21 protein-coding genes are annotated in these 20,088 nt (G+C 63.0%); 10 read left to right on the top strand and 11 right to left on the bottom strand.

Translation table 11 applies throughout. From position 1 onward, the window contains the following. Nucleotides 1–74 precede the first annotated feature (74 nt). Nucleotides 75–713: a PAS domain-containing protein gene (locus AB6802_RS21420; protein ID WP_371012163.1), complete on the bottom strand. Its 639-nt coding sequence runs from the start codon at nt 711–713 to the stop codon at nt 75–77. A gap of 426 nt (nt 714–1,139) precedes the next feature. Here AB6802_RS21420 and AB6802_RS21415 point away from each other — a divergent pair, with 426 nt between their 5' ends. Beyond that, on the top strand, nt 1,140–1,904 hold the full coding sequence (locus tag AB6802_RS21415) for a rhomboid family intramembrane serine protease (protein WP_371012162.1): 765 nt from the start codon (nt 1,140–1,142) through the stop codon (nt 1,902–1,904). Nucleotides 1,905–2,030: 126 nt separating this feature from the next. Next, nucleotides 2,031–2,462: a CBS domain-containing protein gene (locus AB6802_RS21410; protein ID WP_371012161.1), complete on the top strand. Its 432-nt coding sequence runs from the start codon at nt 2,031–2,033 to the stop codon at nt 2,460–2,462. A gap of 42 nt (nt 2,463–2,504) precedes the next feature. Here AB6802_RS21410 and AB6802_RS21405 read toward each other — a convergent pair whose 3' ends face one another. Then, nucleotides 2,505–2,762 (bottom strand): YjhX family toxin, encoded by a 258-nt coding sequence (locus tag AB6802_RS21405; RefSeq protein ID WP_371012160.1) that lies wholly within the window; start codon nt 2,760–2,762, stop codon nt 2,505–2,507. Between the two features lie 292 nt (nt 2,763–3,054). Between AB6802_RS21405 and gatB the strand changes: the two genes are divergently transcribed. From gatB to AB6802_RS21390, 3 genes are all read left to right on the top strand, one after another. After that, nucleotides 3,055–4,554 (top strand): Asp-tRNA(Asn)/Glu-tRNA(Gln) amidotransferase subunit GatB, encoded by a 1,500-nt coding sequence (gene gatB, locus AB6802_RS21400; protein ID WP_371012159.1) that lies wholly within the window; start codon nt 3,055–3,057, stop codon nt 4,552–4,554. A 4-nt stretch (nt 4,555–4,558) separates the two neighbouring features. Continuing rightward, nucleotides 4,559–5,050, top strand: coding sequence for an N-acetyltransferase family protein (locus AB6802_RS21395; RefSeq protein ID WP_371012158.1), 492 nt, complete (start codon nt 4,559–4,561; stop codon nt 5,048–5,050). Nucleotides 5,051–5,209: 159 nt separating this feature from the next. Beyond that, a complete protein-coding gene (locus tag AB6802_RS21390) occupies nt 5,210–5,908 on the top strand; it encodes an AIM24 family protein (RefSeq protein WP_371012157.1) in 699 nt (232 codons plus the stop codon). Nucleotides 5,909–5,988: 80 nt separating this feature from the next. On the opposite strand, the gene panC is transcribed toward AB6802_RS21390, so the two are convergent. Further along, nucleotides 5,989–6,840 carry a pantoate--beta-alanine ligase gene (gene panC, locus AB6802_RS21385; RefSeq protein ID WP_371012156.1) on the bottom strand — a complete coding sequence of 284 codons (852 nt, stop codon included), beginning with the start codon at nt 6,838–6,840 and terminating at the stop codon, nt 5,989–5,991. Next, the gene (panB, locus tag AB6802_RS21380) at nt 6,837–7,661 is read right to left on the bottom strand and encodes a 3-methyl-2-oxobutanoate hydroxymethyltransferase (RefSeq protein WP_371012155.1); all 825 of its coding nucleotides are present in this window, start codon (nt 7,659–7,661) and stop codon (nt 6,837–6,839) included. The genes panC and panB overlap by 4 nt, the downstream gene beginning before the upstream one ends. A 223-nt stretch (nt 7,662–7,884) precedes the next feature. On the opposite strand from panB, the gene AB6802_RS21375 reads away from it, so the two are divergent. The 3 genes from AB6802_RS21375 to AB6802_RS21365 all read left to right on the top strand — a co-directional run bounded on the left by AB6802_RS21375 (nt 7,885) and on the right by AB6802_RS21365 (nt 9,457). Further along, on the top strand, nt 7,885–8,283 hold the full coding sequence (locus tag AB6802_RS21375; RefSeq protein WP_371012154.1) for an NADH:ubiquinone oxidoreductase subunit NDUFA12: 399 nt from the start codon (nt 7,885–7,887) through the stop codon (nt 8,281–8,283). 140 nt (nt 8,284–8,423) lie between these two features. Beyond that, a complete protein-coding gene (locus AB6802_RS21370; protein WP_371012153.1) occupies nt 8,424–9,002 on the top strand; it encodes a DUF2155 domain-containing protein in 579 nt (192 codons plus the stop codon). Between the two features lie 62 nt (nt 9,003–9,064). Continuing rightward, nucleotides 9,065–9,457, top strand: coding sequence for a hypothetical protein (locus AB6802_RS21365; protein WP_371012152.1), 393 nt, complete (start codon nt 9,065–9,067; stop codon nt 9,455–9,457). Here AB6802_RS21365 and aat read toward each other — a convergent pair. The 6 genes from aat to AB6802_RS21335 all read right to left on the bottom strand — a co-directional run bounded on the left by aat (nt 9,448) and on the right by AB6802_RS21335 (nt 14,805). After that, complete coding sequence (gene aat, locus AB6802_RS21360) at nt 9,448–10,065, bottom strand: leucyl/phenylalanyl-tRNA--protein transferase (protein ID WP_371012151.1); 618 nt, start codon at nt 10,063–10,065, stop codon at nt 9,448–9,450. The two genes, AB6802_RS21365 and aat, sit on opposite strands and share 10 nt — an antisense overlap. Nucleotides 10,066–10,077: 12 nt before the next feature. After that, nucleotides 10,078–11,421, bottom strand: a complete 1,344-nt coding sequence (gene accC / locus AB6802_RS21355; protein ID WP_371012150.1) for an acetyl-CoA carboxylase biotin carboxylase subunit — start codon at nt 11,419–11,421, stop codon at nt 10,078–10,080. A 5-nt stretch (nt 11,422–11,426) separates the two neighbouring features. After that, nucleotides 11,427–11,888: an acetyl-CoA carboxylase biotin carboxyl carrier protein gene (gene accB / locus AB6802_RS21350; protein ID WP_371012149.1), complete on the bottom strand. Its 462-nt coding sequence runs from the start codon at nt 11,886–11,888 to the stop codon at nt 11,427–11,429. Between the two features lie 26 nt (nt 11,889–11,914). Beyond that, on the bottom strand, nt 11,915–12,349 hold the full coding sequence (gene aroQ / locus AB6802_RS21345; protein WP_371012279.1) for a type II 3-dehydroquinate dehydratase: 435 nt from the start codon (nt 12,347–12,349) through the stop codon (nt 11,915–11,917). Nucleotides 12,350–12,493: 144 nt separating this feature from the next. Then, on the bottom strand, nt 12,494–13,336 hold the full coding sequence (locus AB6802_RS21340) for a DsbA family protein (RefSeq protein WP_371012148.1): 843 nt from the start codon (nt 13,334–13,336) through the stop codon (nt 12,494–12,496). A 56-nt stretch (nt 13,337–13,392) separates the two neighbouring features. Then, nucleotides 13,393–14,805: a M48 family metalloprotease gene (locus AB6802_RS21335; protein ID WP_371012147.1), complete on the bottom strand. Its 1,413-nt coding sequence runs from the start codon at nt 14,803–14,805 to the stop codon at nt 13,393–13,395. A 188-nt stretch (nt 14,806–14,993) separates the two neighbouring features. Here AB6802_RS21335 and AB6802_RS21330 point away from each other — a divergent pair, with 188 nt between their 5' ends. Together AB6802_RS21330 and AB6802_RS21325 are read left to right on the top strand one after the other, a co-directional pair. Continuing rightward, on the top strand, nt 14,994–16,142 hold the full coding sequence (locus AB6802_RS21330) for a pyridoxal phosphate-dependent aminotransferase (RefSeq protein WP_371012146.1): 1,149 nt from the start codon (nt 14,994–14,996) through the stop codon (nt 16,140–16,142). Between the two features lie 2 nt (nt 16,143–16,144). Continuing rightward, nucleotides 16,145–17,074 carry a glutaminase gene (locus tag AB6802_RS21325; protein WP_371012145.1) on the top strand — a complete coding sequence of 310 codons (930 nt, stop codon included), beginning with the start codon at nt 16,145–16,147 and terminating at the stop codon, nt 17,072–17,074. A 72-nt stretch (nt 17,075–17,146) separates the two neighbouring features. Here the strand turns inward: AB6802_RS21325 and AB6802_RS21320 are convergent, their stop codons facing one another. Further along, the gene (locus AB6802_RS21320) at nt 17,147–20,071 is read right to left on the bottom strand and encodes a ribonuclease E/G (protein WP_371012144.1); all 2,925 of its coding nucleotides are present in this window, start codon (nt 20,069–20,071) and stop codon (nt 17,147–17,149) included. Nucleotides 20,072–20,088: the final 17 nt, after the last annotated feature.

Genomic DNA, 20,088 nt, shown 5'->3' with positions numbered 1-20,088 from the left:
GACGACCGTGAACGGCTTAATATCGCAGGCCGGCGCAGGCTACGAAAGCGATGCAAAATCCGGCGCGACAAGACTTATTCCTGACGCCCGCCATCGAAGACGACGAGGTGGCGGATACGGCGCACGCGGCCGAGCGCCGAGATGGTTTCGGGACGATCGAATTCCGTCGGCACGAGCGAAGGAACGTCGATTGCCGGCCGGTTCTTCAGGAACATCGGCTCTTTGTCGGGATCGATGACCCGGATCGAATCGATAGGCGCGTCGGCCAGCGGGTCGGCGCCAAGCCAGAACGGCTTTTCGACCGCGCTGATGATGCCGAGGCAGCGCGGGTTCTCAGTGCCGCCATCGAGCGGCAGCGCCAGCATTTCGAATTTGTTGGAGCGGCCGTTGCGGCTGAAGCCCTCGTAAGTCAGCAAAAGCACGGATTTCTGTTCGAAAACACCATGCAGAAGCCGCGACACCAGCCGCTGGTCTTTTTCGCGCCAGAGCGAAGGAAAGGAGAAGCCCTTGAGCTCGCGGCCGTAACAGGCGCAGAGCCTGGTGCCGGCAAGCCGGAACACGGCTTCGCCGCGTGTGTCGCGTTCCAGGATGAAAGTGTCGGCCAGAAGCGATTTGATGTCGGCCGGCTCCACTTCCGAACGCTTCGGCGCCGGGCGGCCGTCACGCAGCTGGTTCCAATATTGGAACAGCGTGATCGATCCGTTCTCGTTCATGTCCATTCCGCTCCGCGCAATCTGCCTCTTGATGTCCCATCGGTGGACAGACAGGGCGCCCTCCGATGACCTTCATGCGGTGCGGAGCAGGATGCGTGCCAGTATCGTTAACGTTTGTTCACGCTTCGGGGTCGTTAAGGTTAACAATTGGTTTACGTTGCGCGCCAACCAGGCCTGTGGCACATCAAAACCACTCCAAAACGGTCGTTCAAGCAGCGATCGGCAGCACTTTCAGTCACGAGTTTATGGGGAGCAGGGGGCTCGACCGGCCGTTCAGGGAAACCTGGACGGCCTTCTTTTTGATTCGCGGCCTTTGATTCGGGTCGCTTCCTCTTTACCCAGTGTTGCGGCGATTCGCTGTTTGTCAGCCGTGCGGTCGTGATCTACATCCTCGCAGAATCCGAACTCCAGCCGATTGCAGGGTGCATGAGCGAACCGGTAACCCCTCCTGAAGCCGAGCCCCAACCGGTCGAACCCCAGTCGGTTGAACCCGGGCCGCAAGAGGCGCAGGAACAGCGCCGCGAGCCGGTGTTCAACCTGCCGCCGGTGGTGCTGGCGGTGATCGGCATCTGCGTGGTCGTCTATCTGCTGCAGCAATATGTGCTGAACGATACGCAGAACATGACGCTGCTCTACGACGGGGCTTTCATCCCGGTGCTCTATACCGGCCGGTATGGCTTCGACTGGTTCCTGCTGACGCGGCCCTTCACCTATGCCTTCATGCATGGCAACCTCACCCATATCGCTATCAACATGATCTGGCTTGCCGCCTTCGGCTCGCCGCTCGCCTACCGCGTCGGCGCGCCTCGCTTTGCGCTGTTCTATGCAGTGACCGGATTGGCCTCGGTCGCACTGTTCTGGGCGCTGCATCCTTATGGCGAGGCGCCGCTCGTCGGCGCATCCGGCGCGATTTCCGGCATGATGGGAGCGGCGGCCCGCTACGGCTTCCATGTCGACCGGTCGTCGGGCAGCGCAGCTTTCGTGGGCGATCCCTTGCCGGTTACCGTCGCGTTGCGTTCACGGCGCGTGATGGTCTTTCTTGGCATCCTGACGCTGGCCAATCTCGCCATCGGCCTGTTCGGCTTTGCACCGGGCGTCGATGGCCAGGTCGCCTGGGAGGCTCATATCGGCGGCCTGATCGCCGGCTTTTTCGGCCTGCGATTCTTCGATCGTCCGCTGCCGGCGGCATAGCGTAACCGCGCACTTGAAATGCAACCATTGACGGCGCACGATGTTCTCCAGGCACCTGGCGTCCACGGCGCTGGGCTGAAAAGCCGGTCAGGGCACGAGCCGGCGCACAAGGCTGAGGAGGACGCCATGACGGTTAAGGCAATTCTCGAAAGTAAGGGCCATGACGTGTTCACGCTCGGGCCCAACGAAAAGCTGAGCGAAGCCATTCGAATACTGGCCGACCACAGGATCGGCGCATTGGTCATCACCAATGGTGACCGCAAGATCGTCGGAATATTGTCGGAGCGCGACATCGTGCGCGTGGTTGCCAAGGAGGGCGCCGCCGCGCTCGACATCGCGGTGCGCTCGGCAATGACGCCGAAGGTCAAGATCTGCAACGAGAACCATACGGTCAACGAGGTCATGGAAATCATGACCAGGGGCCGCTTTCGCCATCTGCCCGTCGAGAAGGATGGTCTGCTCGACGGCATCGTGTCGATCGGCGACGTGGTCAAGCGCCGCATCGAGGATGTCGAACGCGAGGCCGAGGAGATCAAGCAATACATCGCCACCGCTTGATGCGGGTGGAAACCGCCGGCCGATAGCGGCCGGCGGCTGTCCCTATCTGTTGTCGAGCTCGGCGCGGACGAGCCGGAGACCGCGCCGGGTGATGCGGTAAGGGCCGCCATCGATCGATGAAACCGCCTTTTTGCGCCTCAGTTTTCGAAACAGATCCAGATCGAAGTCCGGATAGCGCCAACCGTCGCGGGTGAGGCACAGGACCGCCGCGATCCGTTTCTTCTCGTTCTTTTCGATTTCGATACGTCCGCCCTGCGCGAGCAGGTGCAGGATGCGCTGTTCGTTGCGCGAAATGTCCATTGGATAAGTCCTGGGAAAAACAACAAAAGCCGCCGCCGCGAGACTTCGCGGCACGGGGTTTCAGGTTTTTCTGCCCTGCCTCCTAAGAGGTCAGGGCCTTACCGGGACTGAGCGTAAGTGGACATCCACTCTCCGTTGGGATGGGCGTCCTATAGGCGAAAGCCGCCGAAAAGGCCAGAGGACGGCTTTGCGGTTGTCTCACAAGGCTTGTCTCAAAAGGCGGTTTGCACTAGCGAGTGCACATCAAAATATGCGTTTTGCATATTCGCAAATTCACACGACGCAGGCTTCCATGAGCATCATCGACACCCGCACACCCGACGCAAAACGCCTGATCCCTGGCGCCACCGGCGACTGGGAGATCATCATCGGGCTCGAAGTGCATGCGCAAGTGATCTCGCAAGCAAAACTGTTCTCGGGCGCCTCGACGGCTTTCGGCGCCGCGCCCAATGCCAATGTCAGCCTGGTCGATGCGGCGATGCCCGGCATGCTGCCGGTCATCAACGAGGAATGCGTCAAGCAGGCGATCCGAACCGGCCTGGGCCTGAAGGCCGCGATCAACCACAAGTCGGTCTTCGACCGGAAGAACTATTTCTATCCCGACCTGCCGCAGGGCTACCAGATCTCGCAGTTCAAGCAGCCGATCGTCGGTGAGGGCAAGGTGATCGTCTCGGTCGGCCCCGATCGTCAGGGCGAATTCGAGGATATCGAGGTCGGCATCGAGCGCCTGCATCTGGAACAGGATGCCGGCAAGTCGATGCATGACCAGCATCCGACCATGTCCTATGTCGATCTCAACCGTTCAGGCGTGGCGCTGATGGAAATCGTCTCCAAGCCCGACCTGCGGTCGGGCGACGAAGCCAAGGCCTATGTCACCAAGCTGCGCTCGATCATGCGCTATCTCGGCACTTGCGACGGCAACATGGACGAAGGCTCGCTGCGCGCCGACGTCAACGTGTCCGTTCGCCGTCCGGGCGGCGAGTTCGGCACGCGCTGCGAGATCAAGAACATGAACTCGATCCGCTTCATCGGCCAGGCCATCGACTTCGAGGCGCGCCGGCAGATCGCCATACTCGAGGATGGCGGCAGGATCGATCAGGAGACGCGCCTGTACGACCCCATCAAGGGCGAGACGCGCTCGATGCGCTCCAAGGAAGAAGCGCATGATTACCGCTATTTCCCCGATCCCGACCTTCTGCCGCTGGAGTTCGACCAGGCCTATGTCGACGCGCTCGCAAAGCACCTGCCGGAGCTGCCCGACGACAAGAAGGCGCGACTGATCGATACGCTTGGACTTTCGGCTTATGACGCCTCGGTGCTGGTCTCGGAAAAGCCGATTGCCGATTATTTCGAGAAGGTGGCGGCCGGCCGCGACGGCAAGCTTGCCGCCAACTGGGTCATCAACGACCTGCTCGGCGCGTTGAACAGAGCCGGCAAGGACATTGAAAATGCTCCGGTTTCGCCGGAGCAGATCGGCGCGATCCTCGATCTGATCAAGGAAGGCACGATCTCCGGCAAGATCGCCAAGGACCTGTTCGAGATCGTCTTGAACGAAGGCGGCGACCCGCGTCAGCTGGTCGAGAGCCGCGGCATGAAGCAGGTCACCGACACCGGCACCATCGAGAAGGCGGTCGACGATGTCATCGCCGCCAATCCGGACAAGGTCGAGCAGGCGCGCGCCAAGCCGACCATGGCCGGCTGGTTCGTCGGTCAGGTGATGAAGGCGACAGGCGGCAAGGCCAACCCGCAGGCGGTCAACGACCTGGTCAAGGCCAAGCTCGGCATCGAGTGAGCCGATGTTTGTCCGCACCGCAGGCGAACGTGACCTTGATGCAATCCGGGCCGTGCTGGTCGAAACCTGGCATGCGACCTATGACGCCATCTACGGCGCGGCCAAGGTCACCGAGATCACCGACGAATGGCATTCGATCACTTCGCTGAAGGCGCGGCTGATCAAGCCGAACAGCGACTTCCTCGTTGCCGATGACGGAAAGCGCATTGGCGGCGTGGCTTTTGCGGAAAGCATCGACGGCGGCAAGCTGATTGCGCTGAGGCAGCTCTACGTGCTTCCCAGCCTGCAGGGGCGAGGCATCGGCGGCATGCTTCTCGATGAGATCATCGAAAGTTTTCCCGAGGCCAACGCCATCCGTCTGGAAGTGGAGGCGCAAAACACGCGCGCCATCGCCTTCTACGAAGCCAACGGCTTCGTGCAATCCGGTGCTGCCGGTGGGCACACCGGTGCTTCAGGCGGGCCGACGCTGGTCTATCTTCGGCCTCTTGTCGGCTGATCCTTTCGACGCGCACCTGTCTGGATCACCTTCGCGCGAGCGGTGCGGTGGCGGATTGTTTTCGTTTGACGATCCGGGGGGCCGGTACCAAAGCTGCTGCAGCTGACCGTGCGGAAGCCGGAATGGGCTGGCGCGCAAGGCGGCGAAGGGGGACAAACCATGCCGAGCTTGCCGGAATTGATGCCGACCGAGGTGTCGGACGAGACGTTTGGCGGCGTGACCTATCACGTCGCCGGCGAACTGGTGCCGGTGCTGTCGGTCGACGTGACCAACATGCCGGTCTATTTCGAGCACCACATCCTTTTGTGGAAGAACACCACGATCACGATCGGCCTGAAGTCGCTGAAAGGCGCGCTGAAGCGCATGATCGCCGGCATGCAGATCTTCGTCACTGAAGCGTCCGGCGCGGGCGTCGTCGCCTTCAGCCGCGACGGTCCAGGCCATATCGTGCCGATCCATCTTCGCCGTGGCGAGGAAATCCAGGTGCGCGAGCACCAGTTCCTCGCCGCGACCGCCAGCGTCGACTACACGTTCGAGCGCGTGCGCGGGTTAGGGACAATGCTGTTCGGCCAGAGCGGCTTTTTCATCGATCGCTTTCGCGGTGAGACCGGCGACGGCATCGTCTGGCTGCACGGCTACGGCAATGTCTTCGAGAAGGTGCTGGCGCCCGGCGAGACCATCGACGTCGAGCCCGGCGGCTGGCTGTTCAAGGACGCTTCGGTGAAGATGGAGACCAGGATCGACAAGCTCTCAAGCGGCTTCTTTGGCGCCAACATGAACTTCGTCGTCAACCGCTTCATCGGCCCGGGACGGGTCGGCATCCAGTCGATGTATCTGCACATGCCGTCCGAAGAATAGGTCAGTGGCGACCGCGCATTCTCTTTGGCCGTGACCTGGCTGGACCGGGCTGCGCGCCCTGCTGGTAGCGCGGAAACCGCTCAGGCGGCGGGAATCTCCACATTGTCGATCAGCCTGGTCGCACCGAGCCAGACCGCCGCGAGCAGGCGGCCATCGTGGCCGCGCCGCCAGGGCGTGAGCGTGACGCTCTCACGTGCTGCAACATAATCGATCTTCTGAAAGCCAGCGCCGACCAGCAGCTGTTGCGCATGATCGATGCTCTCGATCTCGGTTGAGCCGGCCGCGAGCATTGCCGCGGATTGCCGCAGGATGACGTTCAACCTGCGCGCAATGTCGAGTTCGGCCTCGCCCAGATAGGCGTTGCGCGAAGACATGGCGAGACCATGCGCATCGCGCACGGTCGGCGCGCCGATGATCTCAACTGGCAGGTCGAGGTCGCGGCAGAGTTGGCGCACGACGCAAAGCTGCTGATAATCCTTCTCGCCGAACACCGCGCAGTCGGGCGCGGTCTGCAAAAACAGCTTGGCCACGACGGTGGCGACGCCATCGAAGAAAGTCGGCCTGAAATCCGTTTCCAAACCGGAAGAGGGCCCGCCCACGGAGATTTTCGTCGCAAAGCCGGCCGGATACATGGCGGCGACGCCAGGGGTGAAGGCAAGATGCGCTCCTGCTTCCCGCAGCCGGTCGAGATCGCGGGCGAGCTGGCGCGGATATTTGTCGAGATCCTCGGTCGGCGCGAACTGGGTCGGATTGACGAAGATCGAGACGACGCAGCGCTCGGCCTGTTCAAGGCCAATCCTGACCAGCGAGACATGGCCATCATGCAACGCCCCCATGGTCGGCACCATGGCGACCTTGAGGCCGGCCTGGCGCCAGTCACGGACCTGCGCGCGAAGGGCTGCGACGGTGTCGACGACGATCGGCGCGCTCATGCTTCGTCCTTGAAGACATGGCTGGGGCCAGGAAAGGCGCGGCTGCGCACCTCCGCTGCATAACGTGCGGCCGCGTCGGCGATGACGCTGCGCAGATCGGCATATTGCTTGACGAATTTCGGCACGCGGTCGACCGTCATGCCGATCATGTCGTCGATGACCAGGATCTGGCCGTCGCAATCGCCGCTGGCGCCGATGCCGATGGTCGGGATGGAGATGTGGCGGGTGAGTTCCGACGCCACGGTCTCCATCGTGCCCTCGATGACGACGGAGAAAGCGCCTGCTTTCTCGACCGCTTCGGCGTCGCGGAAGAGGGCTCGGATATTGTCCTGGGTGCGGCCCTTGATCTTGTAGCCGCCGTCTTTTTCCACCGATTGCGGCTGCAGGCCGATATGGCCCATGACAGGAATGCCCTCGGCGACGATCGCGGCGATCTGGCTTGAGACATCGACGCCGCCTTCGAGCTTCACCGCCTGACAGCCGGTTTCGTCAGAAATGCGCCGCGCCGAGGCGACGGCCTGCGCCGGCGACGTCTCATAGCTGCCCGCCGGCATGTCGACCACCACGCATGCCCTGGCCGAGCCGCGCATCACCGCTTGACCGTGGGCGATCATCATCTCCAGCGAGGCGCCGAGCGTCGTGGCGTGGCCGTGCAGCACCATGGCGACGCTGTCGCCGACCAGCAGAAGATCGACATGCGAATCGAGCATGCGGCCGGTCGGATAGGTGTAGGCGGTAAGGCAGACGATTGGCACGCCACCTTTGCGGCGACGGATATCTTCGGCGCCGATCCGGCTATCGGTAGACCGTTCTGGGGCCAAGCGTCACCTCCGTCAGCCGCCACGGGCCAGGCGCGCCCGTTGTCGGGCAATCGAGCTTTAGAAACAGAGGTTGCGCTTGGCAAGCCGGCTTGCCGGCGGACGAGGATGTGCATCGATTTAGCGCACGAAGCATTTACGTCCGCGGCGGCAAAACCCTTGCCTTCGGGGTGACGTGACGCCATAAGCAGGAACAGCGTAGCCGCTGCCGCCCGCGAGGATCTGGATGAAAACTTTCCTGCTGCAGTTTTTCACCTGGTGGAACAGCCAGACGCTTGGCACGCGTCTCCACACCTGGCGCTTCGGCAAGAAGGTCGGCGAGGACGAGAACGGTAACGTCTATTACGAGGGTGGTATCGATTCAGAGGGCCGCACCCGCCGCTGGGTCATCTATCGCGATTATTCGGAAGCCTCGAAGATCCCGCCGGGCTGGCATGGCTGGATGCATCATCGCGTCGATACGGCTCCCGCAAGCGAAAGCTATAAGCCGCGCGAATGGCAGAAGGGCCATCTGCCGAACATGACCGGAACGCCCGGCGCATATCGCCCGAAAGGTTCGGTGCTTGGCAACCAGCATCGCCCGCAGGTGACCGGCGACTACGACGCCTGGACGCCCGGTTCTTAAATCCGGCCGCAGGATCATCGCCGGATCGACTTCGATCCTTTGTCGCCACAATTGACGTTTAGCTGCTTGCTGATATCGCAGCCCTGATTAGCCTTGGGCGATCGAAAGAATCACCTGGGCGCAACCGCCGGTATCCTTGCATGAGCTTTTTTCGCCGAACCTCGACGGCACTGATCGCGGCAACTCCGATCCTGTTTGCGTCCGCGACGGTCTTTGCCGCCGCGCAGACGCCGGCCGCGCCCTCGGTCGCCGATCGCATCACCAATCCGGTGGCCGAGTTCGCCGGTATCGACAAGATCACCGGCCGCATCATCACCTTCGATGTCTATATCGACGAGACCGTGCAGTTCGGCGCGCTGCAGGTGACGCCGCGTGTCTGCTATTCGCGGCCAGACACCGAGCAGCCGAAGACCGATTCGTTCGTCGAGGTCGACGAGATCACGCTCGATCGCAAGATCCGCCGCATCTTCACCGGCTGGATGTTTGCCGAAAGCCCCGGCCTCAACGCCGTCGAGCACGCTGTCTATGACGTCTGGCTGAAGGGCTGCAAGCAGAAGTCGGACGTGCCGCCGCCGACCGCCGCCAAGGCCGATACGGCAAAGCCGAAGGCGCCAGCCGCCAACCCCAAGCCGACCGCGACTCAACCGGCCGACACCGCGCCGGATTCGACCGACGCAGCACCAGACGCCACCGACGACGCGCCCGCCACCACCAATTGATTGCGGAACCCTCGTTCTCACCGCCCGTTGGTAGACAGCGAGCGTCAAGGAGGAGTCCCGTCATGGCCAACAGCAAGCCGATTACCGCCAACAAGCAGGAACTTCTCGACCTCGAGAAGGCTTTCTGGACGGGGGATTCCGCCTTCTACGCGGCCAATGCCGACGTCGAGTGCCTCGTCGCCTTTCCCAAGATGGCGCAGGCTATGAGCAATGCCGACCTGGCCAAGACCGCAACCAAGCCGAACAAATGGCGCGACCTCGACATCAAGATGAAGGGCATGGTCGAGCCGGGCAGTGACATCGTCATGCTGACCTACGAGGCGCATGCGACACGCGAGGACGGCGAGCTCTATGCCGCGTTGGTCAGCACCGGCTATGTCCATCGCGCCGACGGCTGGAAGATGATGTTCCATTCCCAGACGCCAATCGAGACGGGGGCAAAGGCTCAGGGGTAGAAGACAGCCTCGCCCTTTAGCGCGGCGGCCAGCATCTTCTCATACTGGCCGCGCGGCACGTCGACAGCGCCGAACCGTTTCAGATGCTCGGTGGTGAACTGCGTGTCGAGCAAGGCGAAGCCGCGCGCCTTCAACCGCTCGACGAGATAGTAAAGGCAGGTCTTCGACGCGTCCGTTTCCCTGGCGAACATGCTTTCGCCGAAGAAGACACGTCCTAGCGAAACGCCATAGAGTCCGCCGACAAGCTGTCCCTCGCGCCAAGCCTCGACCGAGTGGCAATGGCCTAGCCGGTAAAGTTCGGTGTAGGCTTCGCGGATCGGGGCGTTGATCCAGGTCGAGCGGCGCTCCTCGCGCTTTTCCGCGCAGCCGTCGATCGTCGCCTCGAAATCGAAATCGTAACGGATCTCGAACGGGTGCTTGCGGATCGTTTTCCTCAGACTGCGCGGTGTGTGGAACCCTTCCAGAGGGATGATGCCGCGGGTTTCCGGCCGCACCCAGAATACCTCCGGGTCACTGGCGCTTTCGGCCATCGGGAACACGCCCGAGGCGTAAGCTTTCAGGAGCAGGTCGGTCGGGATGCGATAGCCGGGCGCGTAGGGTCGGGTCATCGCATTCCCGGATTATTCTTCCTTGGCCAGATATTTTTCCAGCCAGTGGATGTCGTAGTCGCCATTGGCGATGTCGGCATTGCCGACCAGGTCGCGAAACAGCGGCAGCGTCGTCTTGATGCCGTCGACGACGAATTCATCCAGTGCGCGCCGCAGCCGCATCATGCATTCGACACGATTGCGGCCATGCACGATCAGCTTACCGATCAGGCTGTCGTAATAGGGCGGGATCTTGTAGCCGGAATAGACGCCGGAATCGACGCGGATGCCGAGGCCGCCAGGCGTGTGGAAATGTGTGATCGTGCCGGGCGACGGCGTGAAGGTACGCGGATCCTCGGCGTTGATGCGGCATTCGATGGCATGGCCGTTGAACTTGATGTCCTCCTGCCTGACCGAAAGCCCGCCGCCGGAAGCGACGCGGATCTGCTCGTGCACGAGGTCGATGCCGGTGATCGCTTCCGTCACCGGATGCTCGACCTGCAGGCGGGTGTTCATCTCGATAAAATAGAACTCGCCATTCTCGTAGAGGAACTCGATCGTGCCGGCGCCGGAATAGCCGAGATCGGCAATGGCCTTGGCGCAAATGCCGCCGATGCGAGACCGCTCCTCGGCGTTGAGCGCCGGCGAATTGGCTTCTTCCCAGACTTTCTGGTGGCGCCGTTGCAGCGAACAGTCGCGTTCGCCGAAATGCACGCCGCGGCCAAAACCGTCGCCGAACACCTGCACTTCGATGTGGCGCGGCTTCTGCAGGTACTTCTCGATGTAGACCGCGTCGTCACCAAAGGCGGCGCCTGCTTCCGTGCGCGCCGTCTGCAAGGCGATCTCGAGGTCCGCTTCGGTAAGTGCGACCTTCATGCCGCGCCCGCCGCCGCCGGCCGAGGCCTTGATGATCACGGGATAGCCGATCTCGGCGGCAATGCGCTTGGCTTCCTTCTCGTCGCTCACCGCGCCGTCGGAACCGGGCACCACCGGAATTCCGAGGCGCTTGGCGGTACGCTTGGCCTCGATCTTGTCGCCCATGATGCGGATGTGGTCGCCGGACGGGCCGATGAAGGTGATGTTGTGCGCGGCCAGGATGTCGGCGAACTTGGCGTTTTCGGACAGGAAGCCGTAGCCCGGATGCACGGCATCCGCCCCGGTGATCTCGCAGGCGGCGACGATCTGATGGATGTTGAGATAGCTGTCGCGCGACGGCGGCGGGCCGATGCACACGCTTTCGTCGGCAAGTCGGACATGCATGGCGTCGGAATCGGCCGTCGAATGGACCACCACCGTCTGGATGCCGAGCTCCTTGCAGGCGCGCAGCACCCGAAGGGCGATTTCGCCGCGATTGGCGATGAGGATTTTCTGGAACATCCGGCCTACTCGATGACCACGAGCGGCATGCCGTATTCGACCGGCTGGGCGTCCTCGATCAGGATCGCCGTCACCGTGCCGGCGCGCGGCGAGGGGATCTGGTTCATCGTCTTCATCGCTTCGATGATGAGCAGCGTCTGGCCTTCCTTGACCTTCTGGCCGACCTCGACGAAGGCCTTGGCGTCGGGCGAGGGCGACAGATAAGCGGTGCCGACCATCGGCGAGGGCACGGCGTTCTTGGACGGGTCTGCCACCGCCACGGCTGCCACCGGCGTTGCGGCCTGCGCCGGGGCGGATGCCGAAGCCGCATAGGGAGCGGCGACCGTGTGAACCGTCTGCGACTGCCGTGACACGCGCACCTTGAGATCGCCGAGTTCGACCTCGATCTCGGTGAGGTTGGTGTCGTTCAGAATGCCCGCCAGATCGCGGATCAGCTGCTGGTCAACACCGGTCTTCTTTATTGACATTTTCGAGCCTTCTGGTTGGGGGCTGGTCACAGGCGTGCCGCCAATGCCTGCAGCGCAAGCGTGTAGCCGAGCGGCCCGAATCCGCAGATCATGCCGACAGCGACCGGCGCGACCATGGAGACGTGGCGGAAGGGTTCCCGCGCGTGGATGTTGGAAAGATGGACTTCAGCGACGGGCAGGGGTGCCGCGGCGCGTATGGCGTCATGGATGGCGATCGAGGTGTGGCTGTAGGCGCCGGGATTGATGACGATGCCTGCCGCCTTGTCGCCGGCTTCCTGGATCCAGTCGACCAGGTCGCCCTCATGGTTGGACTGGCGGAAATCGATCTCGAGCCCGAGCGCGGCGCCCGCTGCCTTGCAGTCCTCTTCTATGGCGGCCAGCGTCTTGCCGCCATAGATCCCCGGCTCACGTTTGCCGAGCGCATTGAGATTGGGACCGTTAAGGACGAAAATCGTTTTCAATATGCCGACCTTGTTCAGCGCCGGCCCAAAGCCGGCGCACTGGGCCTCTATAATGGGCATAGCCGCCCACGAAAAGAGCGCAAGTGCGTTCTTTTGCTGTCCACAGCAGGCACAAAACCGCCCCTTGGCGCAGCCGGTTGCTGCTCAAAGCGCTGTTTTCGCTTCCTCGATCTTCTGCGCAAGAACCTGCTGTCCGAGCGCGCCGAAGATAACCTCGTTGCCGACCACATAGGACGGTGTGCCGGTGATCGACAGCTTGGTGGCGAGGTCATAGGTCCGCGACAGCGCCTCTGGGATGCGCGGGTCCTTCATCTTTTCGCGCAAGGCTGCCTCGTCGGCGCCGAGTGACAGCGCCACTTTGATGGCGGTGGCTTCCGTGGCGCGGCCCTGGCCGCCGAGCAACGCGGTGTGGAATTCGCCGTATTTCTCCGGGTGCATCAGGTGGAACGCCATCGACACGACGCTGGCCTTCTGCGAATCCGGGCTCAGAATCGGGAATTCCTTCAGCACGAAGCGCAGATCCGGATCGGCCTTGGTCAGCGCCTTCATGTCGTCGATGGCCCTTTTGCAGAAGCCGCAATTGTAATCGTAGAACTCGACGATGGTCATCTTGCCCTTCGGATTGCCGACGACGCCGTCGAAGGTGGAGTTGAAGATCTCGTCCTTGGCGTCCTTGATGACGCCGAGATTGGCGAGCCGCTGTTCTTCCTTCTGCTTGGCCTCGAGCGCATCTTGCACCTCGAGCAGCACTTCGGGGTTCTTCAGCAGGTAATCGCGGATGATGCCCTCGACTTCCTTGCGATCGACCTTGGTATCGCCAGGGACCTTCGCATCGCTAGGCGCCTTGGTGTCGGCGGCGGCGGCCACCTGAACCGCTTGCACCGTATCGGCCTTCGCGCTCTGCGGGCTTCCCGCCACAAAGCCGACGGCCAGCATGCCCAGCGCCACCACCACGCCAGCGCTGCCAAGCAGGATTGCCTTGTTCATGATCGTCGATCCTTTCTGTCCCGGTCCACTCCAGTCGCCGCTGGCGTCCAGGAGGTTCATTTGAGTTTGTTCGATGGCGTGTAGTTTATGATATCCTGAGCCCGGACCCAGCGAGGCTCGCCTCGCTTCAACTTTTGTTGAGCGCGCATGGCGAAGATTTTCGCGTTCTGGTAGTCGCCGGCATAGTAGTGGCCCTCGGCGGTGGCAAGGTCGGCGGCAGGAATATCGCCAAGTTCGCCATAGGCCTGCGCCAGAAAGCGATAAGCTTCGGCATTATCCTTGTCGCGTCCGACGCCGCTATTGAGCATAGCCGCGGCTTTCTTCACCGAATCGGGCGTGCCGATCGCCATCAGCGCTTGGCCGAGCGAGACCATCAGCAGTCCTGAACGCGTAGGATCCAGGCTGACCGCCTTGGCATAGGCGTCGGCCGCATCCTTCGGCTTGTTGATTTTCATCAGGATGTCGCCGCGCAACTCCTGGAAATAAGGGTTTTTCGGCTGCTCCTTGATCAGGGCCGCCGTCTTTACAAGCGCAGCACCAGGATTGCCGTAGAGATAGTTTGACTGCGCATCGCCATAGCGTGCGGCGAGCCCTGTCGGATCCTTGCGCATCAGCCGCGCCACTGCCGCCTGGCCCTGCATATAGGCGGCTATCTTGATGCGCATCATGTCATGCCGTTGCTGCAGCGGCGCCGGGTCGACATTGCCGACATAGGGGCTCGCCTTGACCAGCACTTCGAGATTGGCGATGCGCTCCTGCGGCATCGGATGGCTGATCCGGTAGGGGTCGATCTGGGTGCCGGCCAGCGAAAGCGCGCTTTGGAAGCGGCCGAAGGTCTTCAGCATGCCCATGCCGGATTGGCCGGTGGCGTTGAGATAGGTGATGGCCGAACGGTCGGCGGTGATCTCTTCGGTGCGCTGATAGGCAAGGATCGAGCGCTGGGCCATCTCGCCGCCGCCCGCGGCGACGCCCATGCCGGCACCTGCCAGGCCCTTGCTGTTGGTGGTTGCGCCGGCGACGATGGCGCCGGCCCCGAGCAGCGTGGCGATGATGGCCATGGTCTTGGCGCGGTCGAGCTGGTCGCGCAGCTTCTGCTGGTGCCCGCCGGCGATGTGGCCTGCCTCGTGCGCGATGACGCCGATGATCTCGTTCGGCGTTTCGGCGGTCACCAGCGCGCCGGTGTTGATGAACAGGCGCCGTCCGGTGACGAAGGCGTTGAAACTCTGATCGTTGACCAGGACGATGTCGATGCCGTCATTGGCGAGGCCGGCAGCCTTGAAGATCGGCCGCGCATAGTCACGTACCAGCGCCTCGATCTCGGCATCGCGCACCACCGGCACGCCCTGCGCGAAGGCGCTAACCGAACTCGAAACAGCGACAGCGGCGGCAAGCAGAAGGGTCGCAAATCCGCGCGTATTTCGGGTCAGATAGGTCGATCTGCCAATCATTGATCGGGGTCGGCTCAACATAAGTCCACTGGTAGACGAGCGGGCGAAAGATGAAAAGTCGGCGCCGGTAACTTCCTGCGCGCTTGTGATCCCCACATCAATCGGGCATTTGTGCGGCGCTACCGCCGAACTCCAACCTGTTCAAGAACAACAGGCGGCGGTTTTCTGTCGGAATTGCGCCGGAACTGGCAGGCTGGACAAGAGGTCAAATGGTGGTTTCGCTTTCACGTCGCGGCGCGGTCGAGCCGTTCCACGCCATGGATATCCTGGCCGAAGCCAATCGGCTGAAGGCCACCGGCGTTCCCGTCGTGTCGATGGCGGTCGGCCAGCCTTCCGACCCTGCGCCGGCGGGTGTCCGCGAGGCCGCGGCCGCGGCACTCAAGCACGGTCGCATCGGCTATACCGATGCTCTCGGCCTGGCCGATCTGCGCAAGGCGATCGCCGCGCATTACGGCGAGCATTACGGGCTCGATATCGCGCCAGCCCGCATCGCCGTCACCACCGGCTCATCGGCCGCCTTCAACCTGGCGTTCCTGGCGATGTTCGATCCCGGTGACCGTGTCGCCATCGCGGCGCCTGGTTATCCGGCCTATCGCAACATCATGGCTGCTCTCGGCATCGAGATCGTCGAGATCGAGCTAGGCTCGGAGGCCTATCTGCATGCCGATCACCTGAAGGCGGCGCACGGTGAAAAACCGTTGAAGGGCGTGCTGTTCGCCAGCCCCGCCAACCCGACCGGCGCGGTCATCCCGGCCGGCGAACTGTCGGCGCTGGTAAAGGCAGCCGAGGAACTGGGCGTCGCCGTCATCTCCGACGAGATCTATCACCGGCTGGCCTATGCGGCGCCGGATACGACGGCGCTTTCCCATGGCGCCGACGTGACGGTCATCAACTCGTTTTCGAAATACTATTGCATGACCGGCTGGCGCATCGGCTGGATGGTGCTGCCGGAGGCACTTGTGCGGCCGGTGGAGCGGATTGCCCAGAGTCTCTACATCTCGCCGCCCGAGCTCTCCCAGATCGCCGCGATCGAAGCTTTCAAGGCGACCGTGGAATTGGAAGCGGTGAAGGCGCGCTATGCCTGGAATCGCAAGCTGCTGATGACCCGTTTGCCGGAACTCGGTTTTCCGCTTGCAGCACCCATGGATGGCGCCTTCTATGCCTTCTGCGATGTCACCCGGCACACCAATGACAGCATGGCCTTCGCGCGCAAAATGCTGGGCGAGGCGCATGTCGCGGCGACACCTGGCCGCGACTTCGATCCACTGCAAGGGCACCGCACCATGCGCTTTTCCTATGCCGGCAGCCATGACGACATGGTCGGGGCGCTGGCGCGCATCGAGCGCTGGCTGAAATAACCATGCCGGAACTCGAGCAAGCACTGGCCGAAGTCGCCGCCGAAATGGCGGCGCGCACCGATCGCGGCAATGTCGCCACTTATATTCCACAGCTCGGCAAGGTCGATCCGCGCAAGTTCGGTATCGCGGCGGTGACCAATGACGGCCGTGTCATCCTTGCCGGCGATGCCGACCAACCCTTTTCGATCCAGAGCGTCTCGAAGGTCTTCACGCTGACACTGGCGCTGGGCAAGATCGGCGACGCGCTCTGGCAGCGGGTCGGCCGAGAGCCCTCCGGCAATCCGTTCAACTCGATCGTCCAGCTTGAGCACGAGAACGGCATTCCGCGCAATCCGTTCATCAATGCCGGCGCCATTGTCATCTCGGATGTCCTGCTTGCCGGCCATCAGCCGCGCGAGGCGATCGGCGAGATCCTGCGCTTCATCCAGTTCCTCGCCGATGACGACACCATCATCATCGACCGCGACGTCGCAGCGTCCGAGCGCGCCACCGGATACCGCAATTTCGCCTTGGCCAACTACATGAAATCCTTTGGCAATCTTCATCATGAGCCGGAGCTGGCGCTGGGCGTCTACTTCCACCATTGCGCCGTCGCCATGAGCTGCAGGCAGCTCGCCATGGCTGGCCGATTCCTTGCCAATGGCGGCAGGAATCCGGCAACGGGTCATTCGGTGGTGTCAGCCGAGCGCGCGCGCCGCATCGGCGCGCTGATGCTGACCTGCGGCCACTATGATGGCTCCGGCGATTTCGCCTTCCGCGTTGGCATTCCGGGAAAAAGCGGTGTCGGGGGAGGCATATTGGGCATCGTGCCAGGCGTGGCCTCGCTGGCGGTCTGGTCGCCCGGCCTCAACGAGAACGGCAATTCGAAACTCGGTTCGATCGCGCTTGAGAAGCTTGCCCGGATGATGGGCTGGTCGATCTTCGCACCGTAAGGCCGCTGCGAAAAATCCCGCGCCGTGTGGCGCGGGATTTTGTAAGAAAATCAAACTAACTAGCTGAAAAGCTTAGAAAAAGCCTTTGCGCTGCCACCAGCCGCCGCGCTTCGGCTTGTCCTCGGTCTTGGCATCGTCGCTGACAGTCGACGACACGACAGGGACAACCGGCGCGTCATTCGCCTGCGGCTTGCGCCGTGTCGGATGAGCACTGGCGGTAGGCTCCGCCTCGGGCGTGGCAACAATTGCCGGCTCAGGCTCGGCTACCGCTGGCGACATCGCGGCTTCCGCGACGGGTTCGGAGACCGTCTCGGCAATTGTTTCCTCGGTCGCCTTCTTCGCCCTCGAACGACGCGGCTTCTTCGGCTTCTCGGCCACCGCGGCATCGTCATTGGCTGCCGCGGGAGCGACAGCTTCGTCGGGCGCGGCTGCCGCCACCGGCTCGCTGGCGGCGTCCCCGTCTGGCGCGGCTCCAACCTCGGCTTCACCAACGGTCTCCCCGGCGCCGGCCTCTGAAGTCTCATCCTCGCGGCGACTACGCTTGCCGCCGCGCTTACCGCGCCGGCGCTTCTTGGCCGCGCTGTCGTCGTCGGCTGCCGCCACGGCCTCGCCACCTGCGGTCACGTCCTGAGCGACTTCGTCGGTTGCTTCGTCGTCGGCATCGCCGGCTTCCGCCGCCGTCGAAGCGGGTGCGGCATCGCCGTGTTCGCGGTCGCGATCCCTGCCGCCACGCCGCCGCCGGCGCTTGCGGCGCTTTCGGCCGTCGCTGTCCTCCGACCGCTGCTGATGCTGGCCCTGCGGCTGCGGCTGGCGCGGCTGCTCGGCCTGCACCGCAACCTCGTCTTCGTCTTCCTCGATGACGATTTCGTCCTCGGGCTCCTCAGGCTCGACATAGGCCGGCAGGCTGCGCACCTCGACGAAACCTTCCGGCTTCTCGGCGATGGCGCCGCGGAAGATCGCGTAATGCTGGGTGCCCAGCGTCTCGTCGGCTTCGATGGTGATCGTCAGGCCGAAGCGAGCCTCGAGCTCGACCAGCATGGAACGCTTGTGGTTGAGCACATAGAGCGCCGTCACGGACGGCGTGCGCACGGTGATGTGGCTGCGCGAATCCTTGAGCAGGAATTCCTCGATCGCCCGCACCACCATCAGCGCCACCGACGAATCGGAACGCACATGGCCGGTGCCGCCGCAATGCGGGCAGGGCTTCATGGTCGATTCCAGCACGCTGGCGCGGATGCGCTGGCGTGACATCTCCATCAGGCCGAAATGCGAGATGCGGCCGACCTGGATGCGCGCGCGGTCGTTCTTGAGGTGATCCTTCAACCGCTTCTCGACGGAGCGGTTGTTGCGGTTCTCCTCCATGTCGATGAAGTCGATGACGATGAGGCCGGCAAGGTCGCGCAGCCTCAGCTGGCGCGCCACTTCCTCGGCCGCCTCCAGGTTGGTGTGGAGCGCCGTCTCCTCGATCGAATGCTCCTTGGTGGAGCGGCCGGAGTTGACGTCGATGGCAACCAGCGCCTCGGTCTGGTTGATGATGATGTAGCCGCCGCTCTTCAGCGTCACCTGAGGCTGCAGCATGCGGTCGAGCTGCGCCTCGATGCCGTTGCGCACGAAGATCGGCGTCGTGTCGCGGAACGGCTGAACCACCTTGGCGTGGCTCGGCATCAGCATGCGCATGAAGTCCTTGGCCTCGCGGTAGCCGTCTTCGCCGGAGACCAGAATCTCGTCTATGTCCTTATTGTAGAGGTCGCGCACCGAACGCTTGATCAGGCTGCCTTCCTCATAGACCAGGGCAGGGGCGGTGGACTGAAGCGTCAGATTGCGGACGTTCTCCCACAACCGCATCAGATATTCATAGTCGCGCTTGATCTCGGCCTTGGTGCGGCTTTCGCCGGCGGTGCGCAGGATGACGCCCATGCCCTGCGGCACTTCGAGATCGGCGACGACCTCCTTGAGGCGCTTGCGGTCGACTGCGTTGGTGATCTTGCGCGAGATGCCGCCGCCGCGTGCGGTGTTGGGCATCAACACCGAATAGCGGCCGGCAAGCGACAGATAAGTGGTAAGTGCGGCGCCCTTGTTGCCGCGCTCTTCCTTGACAACCTGCACCAGCAGGATCTGCCGGCGCTTGATGACTTCCTGGATCTTGTACTGGCGGCGGACCGGCTTGCGGCGGTTGCGGATCTCTTCCAGCGCGTCCTCGGCGCCGACGGATTCGACCTCGTGTTCGTCCTGATGCGCGGACGAGACCTCCTCCAGCATGCCGCGATCGTTCTCGCCGGTAGCGGCTTCGTCGCTGGTGGGCGCATCGCCGGCCGCTTCGGCCTGCTGCACCGTCTCGGAAATCACATCGGCTTCGACGCTTGCGGCAATCGAGGTGGGGCCGCCTTCGGAGGCCTTTTCATCGTCGTCATGCGCGGCCTCGCTGCCGGTCTCGCCATCGGACTGCGTCGTGGCGCCATCCGGAGACTCCGACGCGGTGTCGACGTCAAAGGCTTCTATTTCTGTATTTTCAGACGCAGCGTCTGCTGCCTCGCTGGCCGCAGCCGTTTCTGCCGGGCTGTCGTTGGCCGCGGCAGCGGATACTTCATCATGCCTATGGTCGCCGCGGTCTCGGCTCTTGCTACCGCGCCGCCGGTTGCGCCGGCCGCCGCGATCGCGCGCCTGGTGCTCCTCGCCGTTCTCGGCGTCCTCCTCGTCTTCGTCCTCGGCCTCCTGCGCTTCGGCGCGCAGCAGGGCCTGACGGTCGGCGACCGGGATCTGGTAGTAGTCGGGGTGAATTTCACTGAAGGCGAGAAAACCGTGACGGTTGCCGCCATATTCGACAAAGGCTGCCTGGAGGGAAGGTTCGACGCGGGTTACGCGGGCGAGGTAGATGTTTCCTTTGAGCTGCTTCTTGTCCTGGGATTCAAAGTCGAATTCTTCGATGCGGTTACCGCGAACGACAACGACCCGTGTTTCCTCCTGGTGGGAGGCGTCTATCAGCATTTTGTTGGGCATTATTTTGTTTCCTGCCG

The organism is Mesorhizobium sp. RCC_202, assembly GCF_041355295.1.
In the GTDB taxonomy this organism is placed as follows: domain Bacteria; phylum Pseudomonadota; class Alphaproteobacteria; order Rhizobiales; family Rhizobiaceae; genus Mesorhizobium.
The sequence above is the reverse complement of the archived record's forward strand: the minus strand, read 5'-3'. Positions and strand labels throughout refer to the sequence as shown.

Coding starts and splice junctions, on each gene's coding strand:
- AB6802_RS21420 (WP_371012163.1), bottom strand. CDS start 713: ATGAACGAGAACGGATCGATCACGCTGTTCCAATATTGGAACCAGCTG.
- AB6802_RS21415 (WP_371012162.1), top strand. CDS start 1,140: ATGAGCGAACCGGTAACCCCTCCTGAAGCCGAGCCCCAACCGGTCGAA.
- AB6802_RS21410 (WP_371012161.1), top strand. CDS start 2,031: ATGACGGTTAAGGCAATTCTCGAAAGTAAGGGCCATGACGTGTTCACG.
- AB6802_RS21405 (WP_371012160.1), bottom strand. CDS start 2,762: ATGGACATTTCGCGCAACGAACAGCGCATCCTGCACCTGCTCGCGCAG.
- gatB (WP_371012159.1), top strand. CDS start 3,055: ATGAGCATCATCGACACCCGCACACCCGACGCAAAACGCCTGATCCCT.
- AB6802_RS21395 (WP_371012158.1), top strand. CDS start 4,559: ATGTTTGTCCGCACCGCAGGCGAACGTGACCTTGATGCAATCCGGGCC.
- AB6802_RS21390 (WP_371012157.1), top strand. CDS start 5,210: ATGCCGAGCTTGCCGGAATTGATGCCGACCGAGGTGTCGGACGAGACG.
- panC (WP_371012156.1), bottom strand. CDS start 6,840: ATGAGCGCGCCGATCGTCGTCGACACCGTCGCAGCCCTTCGCGCGCAG.
- AB6802_RS21375 (WP_371012154.1), top strand. CDS start 7,885: ATGAAAACTTTCCTGCTGCAGTTTTTCACCTGGTGGAACAGCCAGACG.
- AB6802_RS21370 (WP_371012153.1), top strand. CDS start 8,424: ATGAGCTTTTTTCGCCGAACCTCGACGGCACTGATCGCGGCAACTCCG.
- AB6802_RS21365 (WP_371012152.1), top strand. CDS start 9,065: ATGGCCAACAGCAAGCCGATTACCGCCAACAAGCAGGAACTTCTCGAC.
- aat (WP_371012151.1), bottom strand. CDS start 10,065: ATGACCCGACCCTACGCGCCCGGCTATCGCATCCCGACCGACCTGCTC.
- accC (WP_371012150.1), bottom strand. CDS start 11,421: ATGTTCCAGAAAATCCTCATCGCCAATCGCGGCGAAATCGCCCTTCGG.
- accB (WP_371012149.1), bottom strand. CDS start 11,888: ATGTCAATAAAGAAGACCGGTGTTGACCAGCAGCTGATCCGCGATCTG.
- AB6802_RS21340 (WP_371012148.1), bottom strand. CDS start 13,336: ATGAACAAGGCAATCCTGCTTGGCAGCGCTGGCGTGGTGGTGGCGCTG.
- AB6802_RS21335 (WP_371012147.1), bottom strand. CDS start 14,805: ATGTTGAGCCGACCCCGATCAATGATTGGCAGATCGACCTATCTGACC.
- AB6802_RS21330 (WP_371012146.1), top strand. CDS start 14,994: ATGGTGGTTTCGCTTTCACGTCGCGGCGCGGTCGAGCCGTTCCACGCC.
- AB6802_RS21325 (WP_371012145.1), top strand. CDS start 16,145: ATGCCGGAACTCGAGCAAGCACTGGCCGAAGTCGCCGCCGAAATGGCG.
- AB6802_RS21320 (WP_371012144.1), bottom strand. CDS start 20,071: ATGCCCAACAAAATGCTGATAGACGCCTCCCACCAGGAGGAAACACGG.